We start from the raw sequence: 20920 nt of genomic DNA, 5'->3' as shown, positions 1-20920 counted from the left end.
AATACATGGAGTTTGCGAGGTATGTCGTCTTCAATTCAAATGAAAGAGGGTATGGGCGAAGCTACGATCAATGAGCAACCGCAAGGTATGATTATAAAAGTGGTGGGGGCTGTGGCTATTGCACATCTGCTCAATGACTTGATTCAAGCCGTTTTGCCAGCCATTTACCCGATGCTGAGAACCCATTTCTCGCTCAGCTTTGCACAAGTCGGATTGATTTCTTTGGTTTATCAAATTACGGCATCGCTACTGCAACCTTGGATTGGACTCTATACCGACAAACATCCGAAACCTTATCTGCTCCCACTCGGTATGGTGGTGACTTTTAGCGGCATTTTACTGTTGGCATTTTCACCAAATTTTATCGTACTGCTCATGGCCTCGGCATTGATTGGTGTGGGGTCATCCACCTTTCACCCTGAGGCTTCACGTGTGGCACGAATGGCATCGGGTGGGCGTTTTGGTACAGCGCAATCGACCTTTCAGGTGGGTGGAAATACGGGTACAGCGATTGGGCCTTTATTGGCGGCGCTGATTATTGTGCCTTTTGGACAGCATGCTGTGGCATTGCTCATTGTATTTGCCTTACTTGCGATTTGGGTGCTGTTTGGTGTGAGTCGTTGGAGCATCAGCCACAGTAAAAAACAGTTAGCAGCCAAGGCACAGCAAGTTCAAAGCAAATTACATGGACGTCAACTCGTCATCGCGCTGTCGACCATTTGCGTGTTGATGTTTGCCAAATTTACTTATATCGCCAGCATTAGTAACTATTTCACTTTTTATTTAATGCATAAGTTTCAGCTCAGTTTGCAAAATGCGCAGTTACATCTCTTTGCCTTTTTGGCAGCGGTGGCTTTAGGTACATTTGCAGGTGGGCCGATTGGAGACCGAATTGGGCGTAAAGCGGTGATTTGGGTGTCTTTTGTCGGCATGGCGCCGTTTGCATTGATGATGCCGCATGCCAATCTATTTTGGACGACCGTACTTTCGATTATCACGGGTTTAGTACTTTCCTCTGCCTTTGCTGCCATGGTGGTTTATGCACAAGAAGCCGTTCCGGGACGAGTTGGCATGATTGCAGGTTTAATGTTTGGTTTAATGTTCGGTGTAAGTGGTATCGCAGCAGCAGGGTTAGGATATTTAGCCGATGTAAAAGGTATTGAATGGGTGTTTGGCGTGTGTGCGTTATTGCCCTTACTCGGTTTAGCGACCTTCTTTTTACCGAAGACCCAAGCAAACTAACGGAATACGGCTGATCTTCAGTCTTAATCGCGCTACCTTATCAAACGAAGATAGCGCGATTGCATTTCGGCAGGATGATTATCGTTATGTAAATGCATTGGGTATGTATGTTTTGATTTCAGAGGATTGATGTAATGACTGATCCGAATGGTGTACTCAAATTTTCCTTGGGCTTAGACCAACTTCCATTTGAAATGGATGGACAGCATATACAGCTAGATCAAGGTTTAAGCTATATACAGTCAAACAGTATGCGTCATGGTCTGCTGGATGAGCTTGCGATTGAGTCGATGATTTATGTGATTGAGGAGCTGTTAGAATCTGTTCAGATGAAGTATGCCCAACCCAAGACTGCCATGACTTCAGATGGCTTATTCCAAAGGGTTTTAGCGTTGTTTTTTCCAGATCAGCAGCAACTTGACCGTGTGCAACTTGAAAGTGCTTTTACTACCTTTGTTGAGCGCAGGGAATACTATGTGTCTAAAGTGGCTGATGACGGTCTTTCTAGTTTGGTTTACTTTATTGTACTGCGGGAGATGATGCACCACTGGAATGTCGTGGAGATTCAATTCAAACAGCTTAATTTTGAGTGACATTAAAAGCGTAAAAAATACGGAATAGCAGATAAAAGTAAGCCGATACCACCTAGCAATGCGTTATTTTCAATAAAGTAAGGGAAGATCATTAAAACTAGACCTACAGTTAAAGGTATGGTCATTTTTTGCTTTTTGCCATACAGAAAATAGCCTAAACCAATTGAGCTAAAGATCACGCCTAGAAAGAGTTGGGTAGTATTCATGGTGATGTTTCGTACTTTGTTGTTCTCTGGCGGATATTATGCCAAGGTTCTTATAAGAAGATGCTTTGTACACGACAAAAAAAGATAACTCATTGAAATAATGGCATAATACTTGTTTTCTGACGACGAATATGATGACACATTTCAATGAGTTACATCTCATCTTAAACAAATATCTAAAGTGGAACAAGTCACATGTAAAATGTTTTACACTGATTATGCTTGCATTAATTGTAAAACAGACATGTAATCTTTCTTCTGCATCTAAAGCCTTACCCATCAAGTGCTTACCACAATCATTTTATCGACGTATACAACGCTTCTTTGCAGATCAGTATTTTGATTATCGTCAAATTTCTCAGTTAATTTTCAATATATTTTCATTCGATAAAGTCCAATTAACTTTGGATAGAACTAATTGGAAATGGGGAAAACGAGATATCAATATCTTGATGTTAGCCATCGTCTATCGTGGAATAGCGATACCTATTGTTTGGACATTGCTCAATAAACGTGGAAATTCAGATACAAAAGAGCGTATTGCTTTGATTCAACGCTTTATCTCCATTTTTGGTAAAGATCGTATTGTGAATGTGTTTGCAGACAGAGAATTTATCGGTGAGAAATGGTTTACATGGTTAATTGAAAATGACATTAACTTCTGTATACGTGTTAAAAAAACTTTATTGTGACCAATCACTTAGCCAAGAATCATAAAATTAGTGATTTATTTCGTCATCTTCAAGTTGGTCAAACTGAATGTCGTAAACGACGTATTTGGGTTGGTCGAGTGAAACTGTATATTAGTGCGCTACGATTAGAAGATGGAGAACTTTTACTTGTTGTTTCTCCTATGTTTAATGCTTCTGCTATTCGTGATTATGCATTACGCTGGGAAATCGAAACCTTATTTAGTTGTCTCAAAGGACGTGGATTCAATCTTGAAAATACTCGTTTAACAGACCCTAGACGAGTCAAAAAATTGATAGCAGTGCTAGCTATCGGTTTCTGTTGGTGCTATTTAACAGGTGAATGGCAACATGATCGAAAAAAAGCGATAAAAATAAAGAAGCATGGACGACTTTCAGTAAGTTTATTTCGCTACGGTTTGGACTATGTTCAAATGGCTATTCTACGTTTGATTGGTTTTGGAAAAAAAGAAGAATTTAAGAAAGTGCTAGCAATTTTAAGAAAGAAAAAGCCTGATAGGACAAGGGTCCTATGAAATTTGTCGTGTACAGAGAAGAAGATGAGAAAAATAGAGATTATTCTTTAGGGCGTATAGAGCAGTATTTGTTCCAAGCGATATGCTTAGACTAGGCATGTATTTCCTACATTTAAAAATAAAGAGAATTTAGATGCAACCTTACAATAAGAACTTAAAACAAGCCTCGCGTGATTTGCGAAACAATATGACCGATGTTGAACAACTGCTTTGGCAAAGATTACGCCGTAAACAAATTTTAGGATTACAGTTTTATCGACAAAAACCGATTCTTAATTTTATTGTGGATTTCTATTGTCCCGCAGCGAATTTGGTCATTGAGTGTGATGGTAGCCAGCACTATACGATTGACGGATTAGCAGCAGATCGGATTCGAGATGAAGCTTTGGCGCAGTTGGAGTTGAACGTGCTGAGGTTTGATAATGGGCAGATTTTGACTGAAATTGATGGGGTTATTGAACTTATATTTCAAACTGCCCAATCCAGAATCCCCCTAAATCCCCCTTTATAAAGGGGGACTTGCCGTGAATTTGATGGTGGTATTGTTTCGCGGAGTTCCTCCCTTTTTTAAAGGGAGGTTAGGAGGGATTAAAGGTCTCCTTCATATATTTTTTTAGCTTCTATGGCTTTATCAAGTTTCCTATGAATAAGAGATATCATTGATAAAGTATCGAGAGCATCTTGTTCATTGACTTCCCAAGTTATTTTAGGTGCGTGTGCAGTAGTATTTCTGAAAGTTCCAAATACACCTTTGAGTAAATTCATAAACCCTTTTTGTTCACTTTCATGGCTTTCAGTTGTTAAGTTATTTAATGCTAAATAAGGAATTTTACCTTTATATGAGAAAGCTTGATCAACTAATTCTGAACCGTCAGCAGTTAAGTTAGTTTTTATTCTAATTTTTTCTGCAATACTTTTAGTTGCTTCAAATACAGCATGAAAATAATTATCGACAAGTAATTCAGCTTTGCAAAAAGTAAGGATGTCAGAATGAATTTTTCGGTCTAATAATGTTTTTCTTAAATTTTGAGCTCGTTCTTCAGCTTCAGAAAAAGTTTTTACTTTATTTGTTTCTCTGATATCACCACTTTCAGTTAGTTCAAAGCCCTCAAATGACAATACATAATTTAGTTCGGTTCTTATATTTTTAAACCATTCTTTTCTATGGATGTGTCGGGATGGGCGTAGAACATATTTGATAAATGCTAGAATATTGTTGGAACAGCGATCTTCACTTTGCTTGGTACTAAGAGCATCATACAAACGTTTCCATTTTGTAGAATTCAATTGTGGGTCTTTGATGCTTGTTTCAGCAAGATATTTGGAAATTTCAGTTCCTGAAATCCCATTATTTGTATCACCCAAAATTTTACAAATACTTTCTAGGCTACCAAGATCAATATTTTTAATTATTGCCATCATTTACTTTAATTTTTAACGATTCATATATTCTAAGTATATGCTTGGGGAATATCAATTTAATCCCTCCCAACCTCCCTTTGAAAAAGGGAGGAGCTGTCACCTAATTCATTTGATACGCAAAAGTTCCCCTCACTTTGAGGGGATTTTTTTGATACGAATTGATTTTCTTTCCCCTTTGCCAAAGGGGGATTTAGGGGGATTCAATTAACCAATCGAATCATCTAAATTCGGTGCTAACCAACGCTTCGCTACATCCAGTGTCCAACCTTTACGTTTTGCATAATCCTCAAGCTGATCTTGAGAAATCTTACCCACGTTAAAGTATTCACTTTCAGGGTGCGAATAATAGAAACCACTGACAGAGGAAGGTGGCATCATCGCAAAGTGTTCAGTCAGTTTCGTACCGATTTTTTCTTCAGAACCTAACCAGTCAAACAACACCGCTTTTTCAGAATGCTCTGGACAAGCAGGGTAACCTGGCGCAGGACGAATACCAACATACTTCTCTTTGATCAATTCTTCATTGCCCAAAGTCTCATCGGCTTTATAGCCCCAAAACTCTTTACGGATACGCTCATGCAAATGTTCTGCAAATGCTTCGGCAAAACGATCGGCCAAAGACTGAATCAAGATTGCAGAGTAATCATCCCCTTTGGCTTTATATTCATTTGCCAATTCTTCCGCACCGAAGATTGAAACAGTGAAACCACCAAGATAATCGGTATTGTCTTTAGAAGTGCTAATAAAGTCGGCTAAAGATAAATTCGGCTTACCCGTGACTTTGTCAGACTGCTGACGTAAATGTTCAAAAGTATGCGTGACATTTTGCGCTGTTTCGTCAAACACGCTGACCGTATCTGCACCTGTACGTTGCGCAGGGTATAAACCAAACACCGCACGCGCATCGAAACGATTATTCTCGATCACATCTTTAAGCATGGCTTGCGCTTGATTATACAAATCCGTTGCAGCTTCACCGACAATCTCATCTTCTAAGATTTTCGGGAATTTACCTGCCAAGCTCCAAGAAATAAAGAATGGTGTCCAGTCAAAATATTCCACCAATGTTGCAAGTGGGTAGTTGGTGAGGACATGTGTACCCATCGTATTTGGAATTGGTGGCACATAATTCGCATCCACTTTAAAGCCATTTTCGATTGATTCGGCATAGCTGAGTTTGGCAGCTTTCGGTTGCTTATTGGCTAAACGTTCACGAATCTTGGCATATTCAGCACGATGCTCGGCAATAAAATTACCGCGCATTTCTTTCGAGAGTAGGGTGGTTGCCACACCGACTGCACGAGAAGCATCAGCCACATAAATCACCGCATCATTTGAATATTGCGGATCAATTTTAACGGCTGTATGCGCTTTCGATGTGGTTGCACCACCAATCAATAAAGGAATGTCAAAACCTTTACGTTGCATTTCTTTGGCTACAAACACCATTTCATCCAAAGATGGGGTGATCAAACCTGATAAACCGATAATGTCACATTTTTCATCAATCGCGGTTTGCAGGATTTTTTCCGCAGGCACCATGACGCCGAGGTCAACGATGTCATAACCATTACAGCCCAAAACAACACCCACGATATTTTTACCAATATCATGTACGTCACCTTTTACCGTTGCCATCAACACACGGCCTTTAGATTGTGCATTGCCTTTTTCGGCTTCGATGTACGGGTTCAGCCAAGCTACGGCTTGTTTCATCACACGTGCAGATTTGACCACTTGAGGTAGGAACATTTTGCCTGAACCGAACAGGTCGCCGACCACGTTCATGCCATCCATCAATGCGCCTTCAATCACATCGAGTGGACGTTTGGCTTTTAAACGGGCTTCTTCAGTATCTTCATCAATATAAGTGGTGATACCTTTAACTAACGCATATTCGAGACGTTTTTCTACAGACTCATTGCGCCATTCAAGATTTTCAGCTTCACGCTGCGCGCCACTATGACCACGGAATTTTTCTGCCACTTCAAGCAATTTTTCTGTGGCGTTTTGACCTGATTCACCTTGGTTTTGATTCAGAACAACATCTTCAACCGCGTCTTTCAGTTCTTTTGGAATATCGTCGTAAATCGCCATTTGACCAGCGTTCACGATACCCATGGTCATGCCTTGTTTAATGGCATAGTAAAGGAATACCGAGTGAATCGCTTCACGTACAGGTTCATTACCACGGAATGAGAAGGAGACGTTAGAGACACCACCCGAGATCATGGCATGCGGTAGGTTTTGTTTGATCCAACCTGTGGCTTCAATAAAATCGACGCCATAGTTATTATGTTCTTCAATCCCTGTTGCCACGGCAAACACGTTCGGGTCAAAAATAATATCTTCGGCTGGAAAGCCAACATCATTGACTAAAACATCATAAGAACGTTTACAGATTTCACGCTTACGTTTTGCGGTATCTGCCTGACCTGTTTCATCAAAGGCCATAACAATTATCGCAGCACCGTACTGACGGCATAAGCGCGCTTTTTCGACAAACTCGTCATAACCTTCTTTTAAGGAAATCGAGTTCACGACAGGTTTACCTTGGACGCATTTTAAGCCTGCTTCAATGATTTCCCATTTTGATGAGTCAATCATGATCGGTACACGAGAGATATCAGGCTCAGATGCAACTAAATTGAGGAAATGCACCATCGCATTTTGCGAATCGAGCATCCCTTCATCCATGTTGATATCAATAATTTGTGCGCCTGCAACGACTTGTTGCTGTGCAACCTCTAGGGCTTCAGCAAATTTTTCTTCACGGATTAAGCGTAAGAACTTTTTGGAACCTGTAACGTTAGTACGTTCACCGACGTTAACGAATAGTGAATCATCATAGATGTTAAATGGTTCTAAACCACTTAAACGGCAGGCAGGTCTGGTTTCTGGAATCTGACGTGGCTGAATGTCTTTAACAGCATTATAAATGGCACGAATATGATCAGGCGTCGTACCACAGCAACCGCCTGTAATATTGATCAAACCACTTTCTGCAAATTCTTTAATGAAGGCTGCGGTTTGTTCTGGGGTTTCATCATATTCACCAAAGGCATTTGGTAAACCTGCGTTTGGATGGGCAGAGACAAAAGTATCGGCAACATCAGCAATGGTTTTCACGTGCGGGCGCATGGCATCTGCACCCAAGGCACAGTTAAAACCAATTGAGAGTAAATCGCCATGACGCACCGAGTTCCAAAACGCTTCCGCGGTTTGACCTGTAAGAGTACGACCTGATGCATCGGTAATGGTGCCCGAGATCATGAGTGGAAGTTCACGACCAAGTTGCTTGAACACTTCCTTGACTGCAAAAATCGCAGCTTTACAGTTCAGCGTATCAAACACAGTTTCAATCAAGAGGATGTCTGCACCACCTTCGATCAAGGCATGCGTTGCTTCAATGTAGTTTTCTTTGAGTTCGTCAAAGGTGATGTTACGGAACGCTGGGTCATTTACATTTGGTGAAATAGAACAAGTACGTGAGGTTGGGCCAAGTACGCCTGCAACAAAACGTGGTTTATCTGGGGTTGAATATTTGTCGCATGCTGCACGCGCTAAACGTGCTGCTTCACGGTTGATCTCTGGAACGAGGTCTTCCATGTGGTAGTCCGACATCGAAACACGTGTGCCGTTAAAGCTGTTGGTTTCAATAATGTCTGCACCCGCATCCAAATAAGCTTCATGAATGCCTTGAATAATTTGTGGCTGAGTCAACACCAAAAGGTCATTGTTGCCTTTGAGGTCAGAAGCCCAATCTACAAAGCGCTCACCACGATAATCTTCTTCTTCGAGCTTGTGACGCTGAATCATGGTACCCATTGCACCATCGATAATAAGGATGCGCTCGGCAAGAAGTGCTTTTAAGGTGGCAAGTGTAGACATTCAAAACTCACAAACAGGTTTTCAAAACGTGCAATATTTTAGCAGAAAAGCAGGTTGATTGATGCCTAATTCAAGTGGTATTGGCTATATGGCAAATAAAAAAGGCTGATTTAGCTTTAGTTTTCACGAAAGTGAAATATAGAACCGCTATGTTAATAGATCAGAATAAATAGAGATGAAAAAATATTGATTAGAGCAGATTGTTACAGACAGTACAGCCAAATGTAAGAAAATAATTCAGCGTAATCCGCACCGAAAAATTAAATTTTGAGCCAGCACAGTGCGTTCAAAGCCTATAGGTGATTTACTGCTGATCTAAAATAAGCCAATTATGAAAAAATTGGCTTCATGTGACACGCATTTGTCATATAATTGTCACAATTAAATTGAACAATAGGGGATATTGATATCCTCTTTAGCCGTCTGCATGAATTCTAATATTCCTCCCGTCCAAGATCAGGTGCACGTGACACAGGTCAAGTCGACGAATGTGCACGTACCTACACCGAAATTTTTTATGCCGGTGTTTTTAACGGTCATTATTTCAACGCTAATTTATATTGGCTTTCAGCTTTCTGCTGACTTATCGCATGTTCCTGCACTGAATCTTTACTCTTTAATCCTTTTAGCAACGGCATTGTTTATTGCTTTGGGTTTTGAGTTTGTAAATGGCTTTCACGATACTGCCAATGCGGTTGCAACGGTCATTTATACCAATGCACTGTCTGCACCTGTTGCGGTGATGTGGGCAGGTTTCTGTAACTTTCTTGGGGTTATGGTCGCAAGTGGTGCAGTGGCTTACGGTATTATTGCGTTGCTGCCCGTTGAGTTGATTATGAATGTCAGCTCAGGCGCAGGTTTTGCCATGGTATTTGCCATGTTGATTGCTGCGATTTTGTGGAACTTGGGCACATGGTTCTTGGGTATTCCAGCATCAAGTTCACACACTTTGATTGGTTCAATCTTGGGTGTGGGCATCATGAACTACCTGATGCATTCAGGCAGTGGTGCTTCGGGTGTCGATATGGATCAGGTGATTAAAGTTGGTAAGGCTTTGTTGTTTTCACCAATGATTGGTTTTGCTTTTGCTGCGGTGTTGTTCTTATTGGTGAAAAAAGTCTTTAAGAAACAATTGGAATTGTTCCAACCACCTGAAGGCAATAAACCACCACCGCCACTGATTCGTGCCATTTTGATTTTCACCTGTACTGGTGTGAGTTTTGCTCACGGCTCAAATGATGGTCAAAAAGGTATGGGTTTGATCATGCTGATTTTGATTGGTATTGTGCCTTTGGCTTATTCTTTAAATAAGAATTTAGATTCACAGCACATTCAGTCATTTGCTCAACTTTCAGATCAAACTGCGGCTGTGATTTATCCGAATCATAATGATATTGCAGATGAAAAAGCCCGTACGGTGATAACGCAATATATTCAAACCAAAGAAATGACCCCAGAAGTCGTACCTGCTTTAGCAAGTTTGACAGATCATTTGGGTGAGCGTGTTGGCCATTATGGAGATCTTAAAGATATTCCTGAAGCTGAAGTTTCTGCACTACGTAATGACATGTACTTAAGCACGACAGCGTTCAAACGTTTGGATAAAGCGGATCAATTGCCAGCGATGTCTGAAGCAGGCAAGAAGACAGTAAAAGAATATCGTAGTAACTTAGATTCATTCTTACAGTACATCCCAACATGGGTGAAAGTGGCTGTAGCATTGGCTTTAGGTCTAGGTACGATGGTGGGCTGGAAGCGTATTGTGGTGACTGTAGGTGAACGTATTGGTAAAAACCATATGACTTATGGTCAAGGCATGTCAGCAGAATTGGTGGCGATGACCACGATTGCAGCTGCGGATGGCTTTGGTATGCCAGTATCGACCACTCACGTGTTGAACTCTGCGGTTGCAGGGACCATGGTGGCAAACAAGTCTGGTCTGAACTTTGCAACAGTAAGAACCATTCTTTCGGCTTGGATCTTTACCTTGCCAGCAACGATCTGTTTATCAGGTGGCTTGTTCTGGTTGTTTCTACAGTTCGTTTAAACTGATGTATAATAAGCAGTGATAAAAAACGCTACCTTGAGTAGCGTTTTTTATCACTGTATTTTATTGAAGCGGGTATTCAAGGTCTACTTTTTCAGTAAAGCAAATACTTTGTTGAGTGGTAGCTTGTCTGCAGCAAAACCATAAAGTGCTGCAAAGGGCAGTGCAGTACGTGCTAAATAAGCTACACGCCATAAGCCACCGTGATTGGCACCGTGCATCATCAGTTCTAGAGGATGTTCAAGTTTGTTCTCTGGATTGGCTACAGACTCAGGATTACGCAGATCATGGATCCATAAGGCCGCCATGATAGCATTGGTGGTTGCTGGCTTAAAGGCTTCTACATCAAACAAGCTCGCTCCATTAAATGCTGCTTTGAGCAGTGGATTTTTGGTGACAGAGTGTGTGGTGGTTGATGGGGCAATGTTGATGCTGACACGCTGACCTTCCGAGCGAGCAAGCGTTGCACGCCACTGTTGAATACGTTTAGCCAATGCATAGTTCGGCCCTTGTTCAATTACTAAACAGTCGGTGATGCCGTAAGACTTGTCATTATCCGACTCGACGAGGTCATGTAGGTTTTTCTTAAAGAACAGTTGCCCACTGAGGGTTGAAATACTCTTGCTGATCATCTGCTGCGTTTTAGAGCGTCCACTGAACTTTTGCTCAGACGCTGTAATCACTTCCTCTGGAACCGCATAGACGTCTGTAGGGGTGCACATATACATCAAACTGGTATCTACTTTGTGCGCACTGACATGTTGCATAATCGCATCCATCGCAACGGATACGCGGACATGCTTTTCACCATCCAAATATGCAATGGCGGCCAAATCTAACTGATGCGGGTTTTGTACCAACCATTGTGCAATTTCAGGCACTTGTGTTAGTAAATTTGCACCGAGTTTTTCTTTGAGAACTGACACCGGTGTTTCCGCGCTCAAGGCTTCAACTGATGGGGCATATAGCGTGGCATTACCGTGTTGAATGGTGTCTAAAATTTTGCTCCATACGCGTCTATTGGGTAGATCAACCGCCACAATATTGGCTTTCCATTGGGCTAACCATGTGAGTGGACCAGCTTCAGATGCCGCACCGAACAAAACCATCGTGCGGTCAGATAAATCAAACCATTCAGGATGTTCCACACAGGCAATCAGTGCTTCAGCGTGACTGGGTTCAATCACCCCAGCATCTAACCATGTTTGGATTTGTGCGAGTAAGGCATCACCTCTGAGTTGTTGGCCTTTATAAGGCACTGACCACTCAGGCGCAGCATCACTTTCACCTTTGAGTTTGATGGTGTGTAGCGGTGTAGTTTTAAGTGACATCACATCTTTGAGAAGATGCTTTTGGCCATCCCGATAAAACTCAAACACATTATGTGTTTTGTTGAGCCCATCTTGTGCCATTTGAATCGGTGCAATTTGATTACGAATCCCAAATTCAACTAAGGATTTAAAATAGCGAGGATATTGTTTACGCCAGTTCTTTTCTGTAAGTGCAGTAACAGAGCTTTGGTGATCAACATTGGCTAAGGCCTCTGCAATAATCTCTTTCCCTGTACGTGAGGTGCTAACTTTTTGTGTTTTCGAGTAAATTGGAAATTGAAGACCATCTAAGGGATTGGACATGCAAGAAATCTCACTGGCATTTGCTATTTATATACAGTTGTAAACATTATCTATGCCAAATCAAATTCCTGCTTGGCATTTCATGCCAAATTTATGTAAAAATATATGTAATAAAAAAGCCTTCTGAATAGAAGGCTTTTGAGTTTAGCAGCGACCTTTTTTGGCCTGTCCGGGTGGGCAGAAATCGCCTTGGCCATGAGGATAATAAGAACGATCAGGATCGACGATGATACTCCCTTCAGGGGTGTGTACCGCACAGGCTGTAAAACTGAGACTGATCATCAAGGTTGCCAATATAGACATTATTTTTATCGCAATTTCCTTGGTTTATAGTTGTCCTGATGTTCATTGTAAAAATCAGGACAACCCATTGCTGTAGAAAAATGTTACTGAGCCTATATGCGTATGGATGCAATCCACTTGCAACCTAGGGCTCAGCTTTAAAAAGGTAACTGGGTTAATTTGCTCAGAAAGTGTGGGATAAGACGCGGCTCTAAAATTAAGGTCATGATGACCCCATAAGCAGCTCCCCAAAGGTGGGCGCTATGGTTGATGTTGGAGTTGCCTTTTTTACCTGCCCAGATGCTATATGCCACGTACAACACTGCAAAAATAATCGCAGGTACGGGAATAAAAAATACAAAAATCAGCTTCCAAGGTTCAAACAACACATAAGCGAACAATACCGCAGAGACTGCACCAGACGCACCAAGGCTTGCCCAGCGCACATCATTCTTATGTTTTAAATAACTCGGTAAAATGGCAAAAATTAAACCACCCAAATAAAACAAAACAAAACCTAAGTCAAAGAAGTATTGGCGGTAAAAACTTTCAATAATGCTGCCAAAGAAAAACAGGGTGAACATATTGAACAGGAGATGCATGCCATCGGCATGAATAAAGCCATGTGTAATAAAACGATCGTATTGTCCACGTTGCATGGCAGGAGGCCAGAAAATCAGACGGTTCATCACGTTCTGATTTGAAAATGCCACCATAGAAATAATGACCGTAATAATAATGATCGTAACTGTATGATTAAAAGGTAAATCCAACATTTCTGAGATGTTCTACATATAACTATCTTGTGGTCATAATGCCATTAAATTGAGCGGAAAGATGAACTTTCACAATAAATCCGACAATTTTGGTTGATTTTTTTTAATTACCCCGCATCTTCAGTTAAAATAGCAACTTCAGCTTGAGGAAATGATTGTTATGTCGACTGAGAACAGCAGCACTGCAGTTGCAGAGGAAATTCCAAACTTATTGATTACTCCGACTGCACAAGAGTATTTACGTGATTTATTAGAAAAACAAAATACACAGGGCATTGCTGTACGTGTATTTGTTGAAAATCCGGGTACACCACGTGCTGAATGTTGTATGGCATATAGCGCGCCTGAAGAAGTGATCCCAACCGATTACCGTCAAGATTATCCAGACTTTCCTGCGTATATCGACACACCGTCTATTCCATATTTATTAGATGCGGTGATTGATTACAACAAAGACCGTTTTGGTGGGCAGTTAACTTTCCGTGCACCAAACTCGAAAGTGCCACGCGTCGGTCCTGATGCATCAATTGAAGAGCGTATTACGTATATTCTTCAGTCTGAAATTAACCCAGGTCTAGCTGGTCATGGCGGTAACTGTGCATTGGTTGAAGTTGTTGAAGATGAAGAGCATGGTTTAACGGCTGTATTAAAATTTGGTGGTGGTTGCCAAGGTTGTTCAGCAATTGACGTCACTTTGAAACAAGGTGTTGAAACGACTCTGCAACAACACATTCCTGAGTTACGTCGTGTGATTGACCAGACAGACCATACGCAGGCTGAAGGCGCGTACTTCAAATAAATTTGAATCCACTTTACCAAATAACCTCCTTAAATTAGGGGGTTATATTTTATCTAAAGCTAAAATGTAATTGAGAATAATTATCAATATTTATTGCAATATGTTTATCGTTTGTTAAAATGCCCTACGAAATTTACACAATCTCTCCTTCTTTTGTATTTTGGGTGTATGCGTTATGGGTAAAAATCTGACGAGATCAACTTTAGCTTTGGCTGTTGTAGGGGCAATGAGTTCATTTGCGATGGCAAATGACGTTGTGGAAACCACAAAAGAGAAAGAAGCAACACAATTACAGACGATTGTATTAACGGCTGAGGAACAGGTTAAGCAGTCTCTAGGCGCATCTATTATTACGGATAAAGATTTAGAAAAATTACCTGTTGTAAATGATATTTCTGAATATGTACGTCGGATGCCTGGCGTAAATTTAACAGGCAATAGTGCAACGGGACAACGTGGTAATAACCGCCAAATTGATATTCGCGGTATGGGCCCAGAAAATACCTTGATTTTGGTTGATGGTAAGCCTGTGAATTCGAGAAATTCTGTGCGTTATGGCTGGAGAGGGGAACGTGATACCCGCGGTGACTCAAACTGGGTGCCTGCAGATGCAATTGAATCTATTGAAGTATTACGTGGTCCAGCGGCTGCTCGTTATGGCTCAGGTGCCATGGGTGGTGTTGTTAATATTAAAACTAAAAAAGTCACAAACGAAGTTCATGGTTCGGTTGAGGTATTTACTAACCAACCTGAGAACTCAAAAGAAGGTTCGAGCCATCGAGAAAGTTTTAACTTGAGTGGTCCAATTATTAAGGAAGTATTGTCTTATCGTTTATATGGAAATTATAACAAGACAGATGCCGATGCTGCAGATATCAACCCACTGACAGAAAGTGGTAGTCGTGCAGCAGGTCGAGAAGGCGTTGAGAATAAAGATATCTCAGGGCGTTTAGCTTGGCAGATTAATGATCAACAGAGCTTGACTATTGACACTTCATTTGGTCGTCAAGGGAATGAATATACAGGTGATATTCAAAACAGTAATGCAGATGCAACAAATCCAGATTCTAGCTTTAGTAACATTGCGTACGTCAATGGATTGTTAGGTAAAGAAACTAATACGATGTACCGAGACAGTTATGCTTTAACCCATGAAGGAAAATGGGCATGGGGTGATACAAAATTATTGGCTCAATTTGATAAAACTAAAAATAAGCGTATTCCTGAGTCACTAGCTGGTGGGCCAGAAGGAAGTCCAAATTCATTTGATAAAAAAACGTCGGTGCTAGATACCACACGTTTTAATGCTGAAACCAATATTCCATTGGATATATTTCTTCCTCAAGCACTCACCTTGGGCGCAGAGTGGGTTGAAGATAAGTTTAGTGATGCAAGCAGTACAGTACAAGCAGATGCCTCTGGTTTGGTACAGTTGCCATCTGATCGTACTCACATGAAATCACGAATTGCTTCTGCATACATTGAAGATAACTTTAAAGTAACTGATGCAACAGATTTGGTCTTGGGAGTTCGTTTTGATGATCATAGTAAGTCTGGGTCAAACTGGAGTCCAAGTTTAAACATTACCCAAAAACTTGGAGATTACTTCACTTTAAAAGGTGGTATAGCAAGAGCATATAAAGCGCCAAATATGTATCAAAATGCAGAAGGCTACTTACTCTTTACACGTGGGAACGGTTGTCCTGACACCACAGCAACGGCTTCGGGAAGTTGCTATTTAGTTGGAAATGCAGACTTAAAACCTGAGACTTCTATTAACAAGGAAGTGGGTATCCAGTTTGAAAAAGATATTGTGAATGCAAGCTTAACGTGGTTCCGTAATGATTATAAAAACAAAATCACATCAGGTGACGAAGTTGTTGGAACGACAACCGTAGGTTCAACAACATATCATTTATTAGAGTGGACCAATATTCCAAAGGCTTTAATTCAAGGTCTAGAAGGAAGTGTTAGCTTAGATTTTGGTAATATTAATTGGACAAACAACTTTACTTATATGATGGATTCAGTGAATAAAACCACTGGAAATCCTTTGTCAGTTGTACCTAATTACACGATTAATTCGATTTTCAACTATGATATTACAGATCAATTTGATGTGAATTTCGTTTATACCCAATATGGTCGCCAAAAACCACGTCAATTTGCTGAAACGCGTAATACAACGATGAACACGAAAAGTGTGCCAAGCTATGGTATCGCAGGGATTAATGTTGGATACAAATTTACAGATCAATTTAGCGGTCGTTTAGGTGTGAGTAATTTATTTGATGAGCAACTTGTTCGTAATAATGACTTGAACCAAACCTACAACGAACCAGGTCGAGCTTATTATGCGAGCTTGAAGTATGCATTCTAAATTATGAAAGAAAAAAGCCGCATAATGCGGCTTTTTTTATCGTTTTAGAATCGCTTGTGCTTGGTCAGAATAATAAAACAGTTCTAAATAATAACGTGCTCGATCACGCAAGTAATGTGATTTGATGAGCTCTTGAATAATAGGATTCAATAAATCTTGAAGTTCATTTTGAATTAAAGCTTCGTCGATATTTAAGTCACGTAGGAGTAAATCAAAAGGACGTTCTTGGTTGCGAATGTACCAAGCATAAACACCATCATGCAGCTGTTGCTGCAGATAGTTAGTTTGACGTATATGTTCCCAAATTTCGTGACCCATAGCGACGGTTTGAGGCAAGTCTTGCACTTCTACATAATTTTTTAAAACTGATAAAGGCATGTCTTTGATTTTATGCCAAAGATTGGCTTGAAAATGATACAGCTTTTCATCATTAAAGTTTTGATTTAACACTTGTTCGCTCATTTGACTGAGTTTTAAGATGTTCTTTTGCAAATAATGACCGATGGTGTCATTTAGGTTTGAGTCCGTGACGGTTTCAAGTACCGACTTGCCCATTTTCATAAAACTAGAGACACCCGGCACACGTTTGGTCATGACGGAGTTGTTTAAATAGTCTTGAATTGAGTGCTGAATGAGCTGAGTAATCATGGCTGAAAAAGCTGGGTTATTTACCACAGTTTTAATCAGGCGTTGACGATGCCCACTTTTACTCGCGACATACTGCGCAATTTTGTCGATGGTGAGTACTGGAATCACATCGGCAATTTTTGTTGATTCATTGATGGGGTGAATCAAAGCAAATTTGATGTGCTCTGCAATTTGTGAAATCAGATGTTCTGTTGCAGGTGTGGCTAGGATTTGTTTTTGCAACAGCGCATTGATGTCTTCAAAGCTCCACAGTTGCTGCAAAGTTTGTTTTCTAAACCAGTGATAAAAGAGGGTGAATTCATTTTGTACGGTACTTGCTTGCGAAAACTCATGATCTAAAAAATTAAGATGAGCTTCAATGAGCTGCTCAATCATCGGGTGTTTCTGCATACGTACTCAACAAAATTAATTTAGTGGAATCAGTTTATCAGCCAATGGATTTTTTAACTTTTGTGTTTTTGCAAGAAAAGGCAGGTAGTGCTGTGCAACTGCTTGTTCTGCCTCCAAAAGTGGCATATGACCAACATTGTTAAGGATGACAGGAGCTTCAGCACGTTTCAATAAAGATTTGAGCTCATTCGCCACTTCGACATTAATAATTTTGTCCTGCTTACCCCACAAAATGAGGGTGGGTGCTTCAATGTTACGAGTCACTCGGGCAAAGGAGTCAGTGGTATAAATTCGGTTCAAGGTCACCAATTGATCAATCACTTTACTGTTTTTTTCAGCCTGAGTAATTAACTGTTTTTCTTGGGCGCGCTTTAAATAATAGGGCATTTTGATTGGGGTTTGCATGACGCGTTGCATCACATCATCCAAATCGCCCGGCTTGCTTACAATCAAGTGCTTTAAATATTGCGGGTCTTTGGCATAGTTGGTGTTGGCGTTTTTATAAATCCCGGCACTGTTCAATAAAAACAAACTTTGCGTGTCAAAAGGGTATTGCGCGGCATATAGGGTTGCAATAGAACCACCGATAGAATGTCCTGCAACATTGAGCTTATCTTGTATATGAATGGCTTCAACAAAACGACGGAGTCGCTCTGTGACATTTGGCATAGAGAGATCAAAATCATCTGGGACTTTGGTGTCGCCGTTGGTTGGAAGGTCAGGGATAACCACGTGGTAATACGGCGTTAGAAACTGTGCTACACGGTTCCAATTGTCCCGATTTCCAGCAAAACCATGAATCAGCAAAATAGTCGGTTTATCAACTGCACCGCCTTCGTTATAACTCCAAACGATGTCATCCACTTTAAGTGTTTTGGTTTTTAAGCCGGCGGTGACGCGTTCTTGTAGAAGGTAGCTTTGTAAACTGAGTTTGTCTTTGATGATGGTATTTTCGACCGCATGGCTGGCGAAAGGAAATGACAAAGCTAAGGCGAATAGACCGGCCTTTAGACTTTGTTTCAAGACGGATTTTGAGCGCATCATCATGGTTCATCCTTAAACGGAGATGAATGAAAAAACTGACCGAATAAGATAAAAATGCTCTGATTTTGAATAGTTTTTATGTTTATTTACAGGTCTGTTTGATTCTAATAGCTTTCATGCAAATGTCATTAATTATTTATTTGAAAGGATATACTGCATTTGGATAAAGTGTGAACTGCGTAACGATTTGTTTGAGATTAAATGCAAATTTAAAATTAAGCAAAAAAAGAAGCCGCTATGTTTTTTGCAAGTGACAATCAATTTCGCTGGGATTAAACTAGTCCAACTTAATAACAATCGGGTGGGAAAGGGAATGCTAACAGCTCAAGAAGCTTTAAGCCGTCTAAAACAAGGTAACCAACGTTTTGTAGCGGGTGAGACAACCCACCATAAGCAATTGTCTCACCAAGCACGAGCAGAGATGGCGGAAGACCAAAACCCATTTGCGATTGTACTCGGATGTTCTGATTCTCGTGTGCCTGCAGAAATGGTATTTGACCAAGGCTTGGGTGATCTGTTTGTTATTCGTGTTGCTGGAAATGTGGTTGCACCTTCGCAAGTTGGCAGTGTTGAGTTTGCGGCTGAGCGTTATGACTGTGCGGTCGTTGTGGTTCTTGGTCATAGTCACTGTGGTGCGATTCAAGCCACCATTGACACTTTGATGAACCCAGATAGCCCACCGTCTGCAAACTTGATGTCGATTGTAAACCGTGTCCGTCCTTCAGTTGAAACCTTGATGCAAACTGAACTGAAACATGATTTATGCAAACTGTCTAAACACGCGGTGCGTTCAAATGTATTTGCCTCTGTAAATCAGTTACGTCATGGCTCAGCTGTGCTTGAAAGTTTAATTGCCAAAGGCAAGTTACAAGTGGTTGGCGCTGAGTACTCACTTGAAAGTGGTGAAGTGGTTTTTTTTGACTTCTGATCAGCGGATATGATCAGAATAAAAGGCGCTCTATAAAGCGCCTTTTATATAGGGATAAGCCAAATTTAATAAAATAGGCTGTGCTTTGCCATTTGGATGGACCAAATCTTTTTGCATCAAGCTTTTATTTCCCGCTACACCTTCCAAGAAGAAGGGCAGCAATTTCACTTTGTATTGTTGACTAACCACTTTGTAATTATTTTCAAATGCCTTGCTATAGGCTGTGCCATAGTTTGGTGGCATTTTCATTCCCAAGACAACCACAGTTGCATTGGCTTTTTGACTCTGTTGAATCAGTTGCACTAAATTTTTTTGAATCATCTGAGGTGGTTGACCACGCAGCCCATCATTCCCGCCAAGCTCAATCACCACAACATTTGGCTTATGCGTTTGCAACAGTTTGGGTAAACGAGCCAAAGCGCCACTGGTGGTTTCACCACTCACACTGGCATTGACCACTTTGTGTTGTTTCGGATACTGTTGGTCTAACCGTTTTTGCAGTAAATTTACCCATGCTTGCTGTGGTTCTATGCCATAACCTGCACTAATGCTATCTCCTAAAACCATCACGGTTTTTGCAAAAACCCAAGTGGGGCTTAGGCACAGTGCAAGCAAAACCAAGTATGAACTGATACGTTTTTTAAATTTGCGATTTTGCACGAATATTTGCATATAGGGATGTTATGACCCAAGTTCATAGTGATGTAAGCATCATGCCACAAGTGATTATTTCTGCCCAGCAACTGACACAAAAGATTAAACTTCCGCAAAAAGAACTGACCATTTTCTCAGATTTGAGTCTGAGCATCGCAGCAGGTGAACAAGTCGCAATTACAGGACGTTCAGGTTCAGGAAAGTCTACCTTACTGGGTATTTTGGCGACCTTAGATCAGGCTAGCGGTGGTGAGCTAATCGTTTGTGGTGAAAGTATCTCCAAGCTCAACGAAGAACAGCGTGCGAATGTGCGTTTGAAGCATATTGGCTTTGTGTTTCAGTCCTTTCAACTGCTGCCACACCTGACTGCTGTTGAAAATGTGATGCTGCCGTTACGGCTTCATGCATCCTTTAACTTCGCTGAAGCGGAGCAACGCGCTTTGAGTTTGTTGCAAAAAGTTGGATTAGAGCGACAGGCCACCCAAACACCGAAGGTACTTTCGGGTGGGGAGCAGCAGCGCGTTGCAATTGCCCGTGCGCTGATTGCTGAGCCAAAAATTATCTTTGCCGATGAACCAACAGGAAACTTAGACAGTCAAACTGCGCGAGAAATCGAGCAATTATTGTTTCAATTGAACCGTGAGTTGGGTACGACCCTGATTTTAGTGACGCATGACCATACGCTTGCAGAACAGTGCCAACGGCATTTTGAATTACTCGATGGTCAGTTGATCGAACATCCTCGAACGGGAGGATAAA

Annotated in this window: 18 protein-coding genes; 9 read left to right on the top strand and 9 right to left on the bottom strand. The window is 41.0% G+C overall.

Going from position 1 to position 20920, the window contains the following annotated elements; all coding sequences use genetic code 11:
* The first annotated feature begins 21 nt into the window (after positions 1–21).
* Positions 22–1242 carry an MFS transporter gene (locus AC4CUZ_RS16505; protein ID WP_490747917.1) on the top strand — a complete coding sequence of 407 codons (1221 nt, stop codon included), beginning with the start codon at positions 22–24 and terminating at the stop codon, positions 1240–1242.
* 134 nt (positions 1243–1376) lie between these two features.
* Positions 1377–1835, top strand: coding sequence for a hypothetical protein (locus AC4CUZ_RS16500; RefSeq protein WP_490747916.1), 459 nt, complete (start codon positions 1377–1379; stop codon positions 1833–1835).
* 2 nt (positions 1836–1837) lie between these two features.
* Here the strand turns inward: AC4CUZ_RS16500 and AC4CUZ_RS16495 are convergent, their stop codons facing one another.
* Positions 1838–2041: an amino acid transport protein gene (locus AC4CUZ_RS16495; protein ID WP_490747915.1), complete on the bottom strand. Its 204-nt coding sequence runs from the start codon at positions 2039–2041 to the stop codon at positions 1838–1840.
* 134 nt (positions 2042–2175) lie between these two features.
* Between AC4CUZ_RS16495 and AC4CUZ_RS16490 the strand changes: the two genes are divergently transcribed.
* Both AC4CUZ_RS16490 and AC4CUZ_RS16485 read left to right on the top strand, forming a co-directional pair.
* A protein-coding gene (locus AC4CUZ_RS16490; RefSeq protein WP_490748077.1) for an IS4-like element ISAba33 family transposase occupies positions 2176–3266 on the top strand; the annotation gives its coding sequence in 2 pieces (ribosomal slippage) (positions 2176–2716 and positions 2716–3266; 1092 coding nt in all).
* A gap of 133 nt (positions 3267–3399) precedes the next feature.
* Positions 3400–3777: an endonuclease domain-containing protein gene (locus AC4CUZ_RS16485; protein WP_317110346.1), complete on the top strand. Its 378-nt coding sequence runs from the start codon at positions 3400–3402 to the stop codon at positions 3775–3777.
* A 77-nt stretch (positions 3778–3854) separates the two neighbouring features.
* Here the strand turns inward: AC4CUZ_RS16485 and AC4CUZ_RS16480 are convergent, their stop codons facing one another.
* The gene (locus AC4CUZ_RS16480; RefSeq protein ID WP_490747914.1) at positions 3855–4688 is read right to left on the bottom strand and encodes a TIGR02391 family protein; all 834 of its coding nucleotides are present in this window, start codon (positions 4686–4688) and stop codon (positions 3855–3857) included.
* Between the two features lie 204 nt (positions 4689–4892).
* The gene (gene metH, locus AC4CUZ_RS16475; protein ID WP_490747913.1) at positions 4893–8579 is read right to left on the bottom strand and encodes a methionine synthase; all 3687 of its coding nucleotides are present in this window, start codon (positions 8577–8579) and stop codon (positions 4893–4895) included.
* Positions 8580–9006: 427 nt separating this feature from the next.
* Between metH and AC4CUZ_RS16470 the strand changes: the two genes are divergently transcribed.
* The gene (locus AC4CUZ_RS16470; RefSeq protein WP_490747912.1) at positions 9007–10626 is read left to right on the top strand and encodes an inorganic phosphate transporter; all 1620 of its coding nucleotides are present in this window, start codon (positions 9007–9009) and stop codon (positions 10624–10626) included.
* An 86-nt stretch (positions 10627–10712) separates the two neighbouring features.
* On the opposite strand, the gene AC4CUZ_RS16465 is transcribed toward AC4CUZ_RS16470, so the two are convergent.
* From AC4CUZ_RS16465 to AC4CUZ_RS16455, 3 genes are all read right to left on the bottom strand, one after another.
* Positions 10713–12260 (bottom strand): hypothetical protein, encoded by a 1548-nt coding sequence (locus AC4CUZ_RS16465; RefSeq protein WP_490747911.1) that lies wholly within the window; start codon positions 12258–12260, stop codon positions 10713–10715.
* Positions 12261–12404: 144 nt separating this feature from the next.
* Positions 12405–12563: a hypothetical protein gene (locus AC4CUZ_RS16460; protein WP_490747910.1), complete on the bottom strand. Its 159-nt coding sequence runs from the start codon at positions 12561–12563 to the stop codon at positions 12405–12407.
* 137 nt (positions 12564–12700) lie between these two features.
* Positions 12701–13318 carry a rhomboid family intramembrane serine protease gene (locus AC4CUZ_RS16455; RefSeq protein ID WP_490747909.1) on the bottom strand — a complete coding sequence of 206 codons (618 nt, stop codon included), beginning with the start codon at positions 13316–13318 and terminating at the stop codon, positions 12701–12703.
* Positions 13319–13478: 160 nt separating this feature from the next.
* Between AC4CUZ_RS16455 and nfuA the strand changes: the two genes are divergently transcribed.
* Positions 13479–14117, top strand: a complete 639-nt coding sequence (gene nfuA, locus AC4CUZ_RS16450; protein WP_490747908.1) for a Fe-S biogenesis protein NfuA — start codon at positions 13479–13481, stop codon at positions 14115–14117.
* 175 nt (positions 14118–14292) lie between these two features.
* Positions 14293–16497: a FepA family TonB-dependent siderophore receptor gene (locus AC4CUZ_RS16445; protein ID WP_490747907.1), complete on the top strand. Its 2205-nt coding sequence runs from the start codon at positions 14293–14295 to the stop codon at positions 16495–16497.
* Between the two features lie 36 nt (positions 16498–16533).
* Here the strand turns inward: AC4CUZ_RS16445 and AC4CUZ_RS16440 are convergent, their stop codons facing one another.
* Positions 16534–17535, bottom strand: a complete 1002-nt coding sequence (locus tag AC4CUZ_RS16440) for a hypothetical protein (RefSeq protein WP_201950775.1) — start codon at positions 17533–17535, stop codon at positions 16534–16536.
* A 15-nt stretch (positions 17536–17550) separates the two neighbouring features.
* Positions 17551–18582: an alpha/beta fold hydrolase gene (locus tag AC4CUZ_RS16435; protein ID WP_062034416.1), complete on the bottom strand. Its 1032-nt coding sequence runs from the start codon at positions 18580–18582 to the stop codon at positions 17551–17553.
* Positions 18583–18892: 310 nt separating this feature from the next.
* Here AC4CUZ_RS16435 and AC4CUZ_RS16430 point away from each other — a divergent pair, with 310 nt between their 5' ends.
* Positions 18893–19507 carry a carbonic anhydrase gene (locus tag AC4CUZ_RS16430; RefSeq protein WP_004981036.1) on the top strand — a complete coding sequence of 205 codons (615 nt, stop codon included), beginning with the start codon at positions 18893–18895 and terminating at the stop codon, positions 19505–19507.
* Positions 19508–19537: 30 nt separating this feature from the next.
* On the opposite strand, the gene AC4CUZ_RS16425 is transcribed toward AC4CUZ_RS16430, so the two are convergent.
* On the bottom strand, positions 19538–20179 hold the full coding sequence (locus AC4CUZ_RS16425) for an arylesterase (RefSeq protein ID WP_126035831.1): 642 nt from the start codon (positions 20177–20179) through the stop codon (positions 19538–19540).
* An 11-nt stretch (positions 20180–20190) separates the two neighbouring features.
* Between AC4CUZ_RS16425 and AC4CUZ_RS16420 the strand changes: the two genes are divergently transcribed.
* Positions 20191–20919 (top strand): ABC transporter ATP-binding protein, encoded by a 729-nt coding sequence (locus AC4CUZ_RS16420; protein ID WP_151835833.1) that lies wholly within the window; start codon positions 20191–20193, stop codon positions 20917–20919.
* Position 20920: the final 1 nt, after the last annotated feature.

This window comes from Acinetobacter sp. 789_lipA (genome assembly GCF_058242845.1).
The sequence above is the reverse complement of the archived record's forward strand: the minus strand, read 5'-3'. Positions and strand labels throughout refer to the sequence as shown.

Excerpts from the sequence above, each read along its gene's own strand:
- AC4CUZ_RS16485 (WP_317110346.1), top strand. The coding sequence starts at position 3,400 with ATGCAACCTTACAATAAGAACTTAAAACAAGCCTCGCGTGATTTGCGA.
- AC4CUZ_RS16500 (WP_490747916.1), top strand. The coding sequence starts at position 1,377 with ATGACTGATCCGAATGGTGTACTCAAATTTTCCTTGGGCTTAGACCAA.
- metH (WP_490747913.1), bottom strand. The coding sequence starts at position 8,579 with ATGTCTACACTTGCCACCTTAAAAGCACTTCTTGCCGAGCGCATCCTT.
- AC4CUZ_RS16505 (WP_490747917.1), top strand. The coding sequence starts at position 22 with ATGTCGTCTTCAATTCAAATGAAAGAGGGTATGGGCGAAGCTACGATC.
- AC4CUZ_RS16425 (WP_126035831.1), bottom strand. The coding sequence starts at position 20,179 with ATGCAAATATTCGTGCAAAATCGCAAATTTAAAAAACGTATCAGTTCA.
- AC4CUZ_RS16430 (WP_004981036.1), top strand. The coding sequence starts at position 18,893 with ATGCTAACAGCTCAAGAAGCTTTAAGCCGTCTAAAACAAGGTAACCAA.
- AC4CUZ_RS16465 (WP_490747911.1), bottom strand. The coding sequence starts at position 12,260 with ATGTCCAATCCCTTAGATGGTCTTCAATTTCCAATTTACTCGAAAACA.
- nfuA (WP_490747908.1), top strand. The coding sequence starts at position 13,479 with ATGTCGACTGAGAACAGCAGCACTGCAGTTGCAGAGGAAATTCCAAAC.
- AC4CUZ_RS16420 (WP_151835833.1), top strand. The coding sequence starts at position 20,191 with ATGACCCAAGTTCATAGTGATGTAAGCATCATGCCACAAGTGATTATT.
- AC4CUZ_RS16495 (WP_490747915.1), bottom strand. The coding sequence starts at position 2,041 with ATGAATACTACCCAACTCTTTCTAGGCGTGATCTTTAGCTCAATTGGT.
- AC4CUZ_RS16460 (WP_490747910.1), bottom strand. The coding sequence starts at position 12,563 with ATGTCTATATTGGCAACCTTGATGATCAGTCTCAGTTTTACAGCCTGT.
- AC4CUZ_RS16435 (WP_062034416.1), bottom strand. The coding sequence starts at position 18,582 with ATGATGATGCGCTCAAAATCCGTCTTGAAACAAAGTCTAAAGGCCGGT.
- AC4CUZ_RS16440 (WP_201950775.1), bottom strand. The coding sequence starts at position 17,535 with ATGCAGAAACACCCGATGATTGAGCAGCTCATTGAAGCTCATCTTAAT.
- AC4CUZ_RS16470 (WP_490747912.1), top strand. The coding sequence starts at position 9,007 with ATGAATTCTAATATTCCTCCCGTCCAAGATCAGGTGCACGTGACACAG.
- AC4CUZ_RS16455 (WP_490747909.1), bottom strand. The coding sequence starts at position 13,318 with ATGTTGGATTTACCTTTTAATCATACAGTTACGATCATTATTATTACG.
- AC4CUZ_RS16480 (WP_490747914.1), bottom strand. The coding sequence starts at position 4,688 with ATGATGGCAATAATTAAAAATATTGATCTTGGTAGCCTAGAAAGTATT.
- AC4CUZ_RS16445 (WP_490747907.1), top strand. The coding sequence starts at position 14,293 with ATGGGTAAAAATCTGACGAGATCAACTTTAGCTTTGGCTGTTGTAGGG.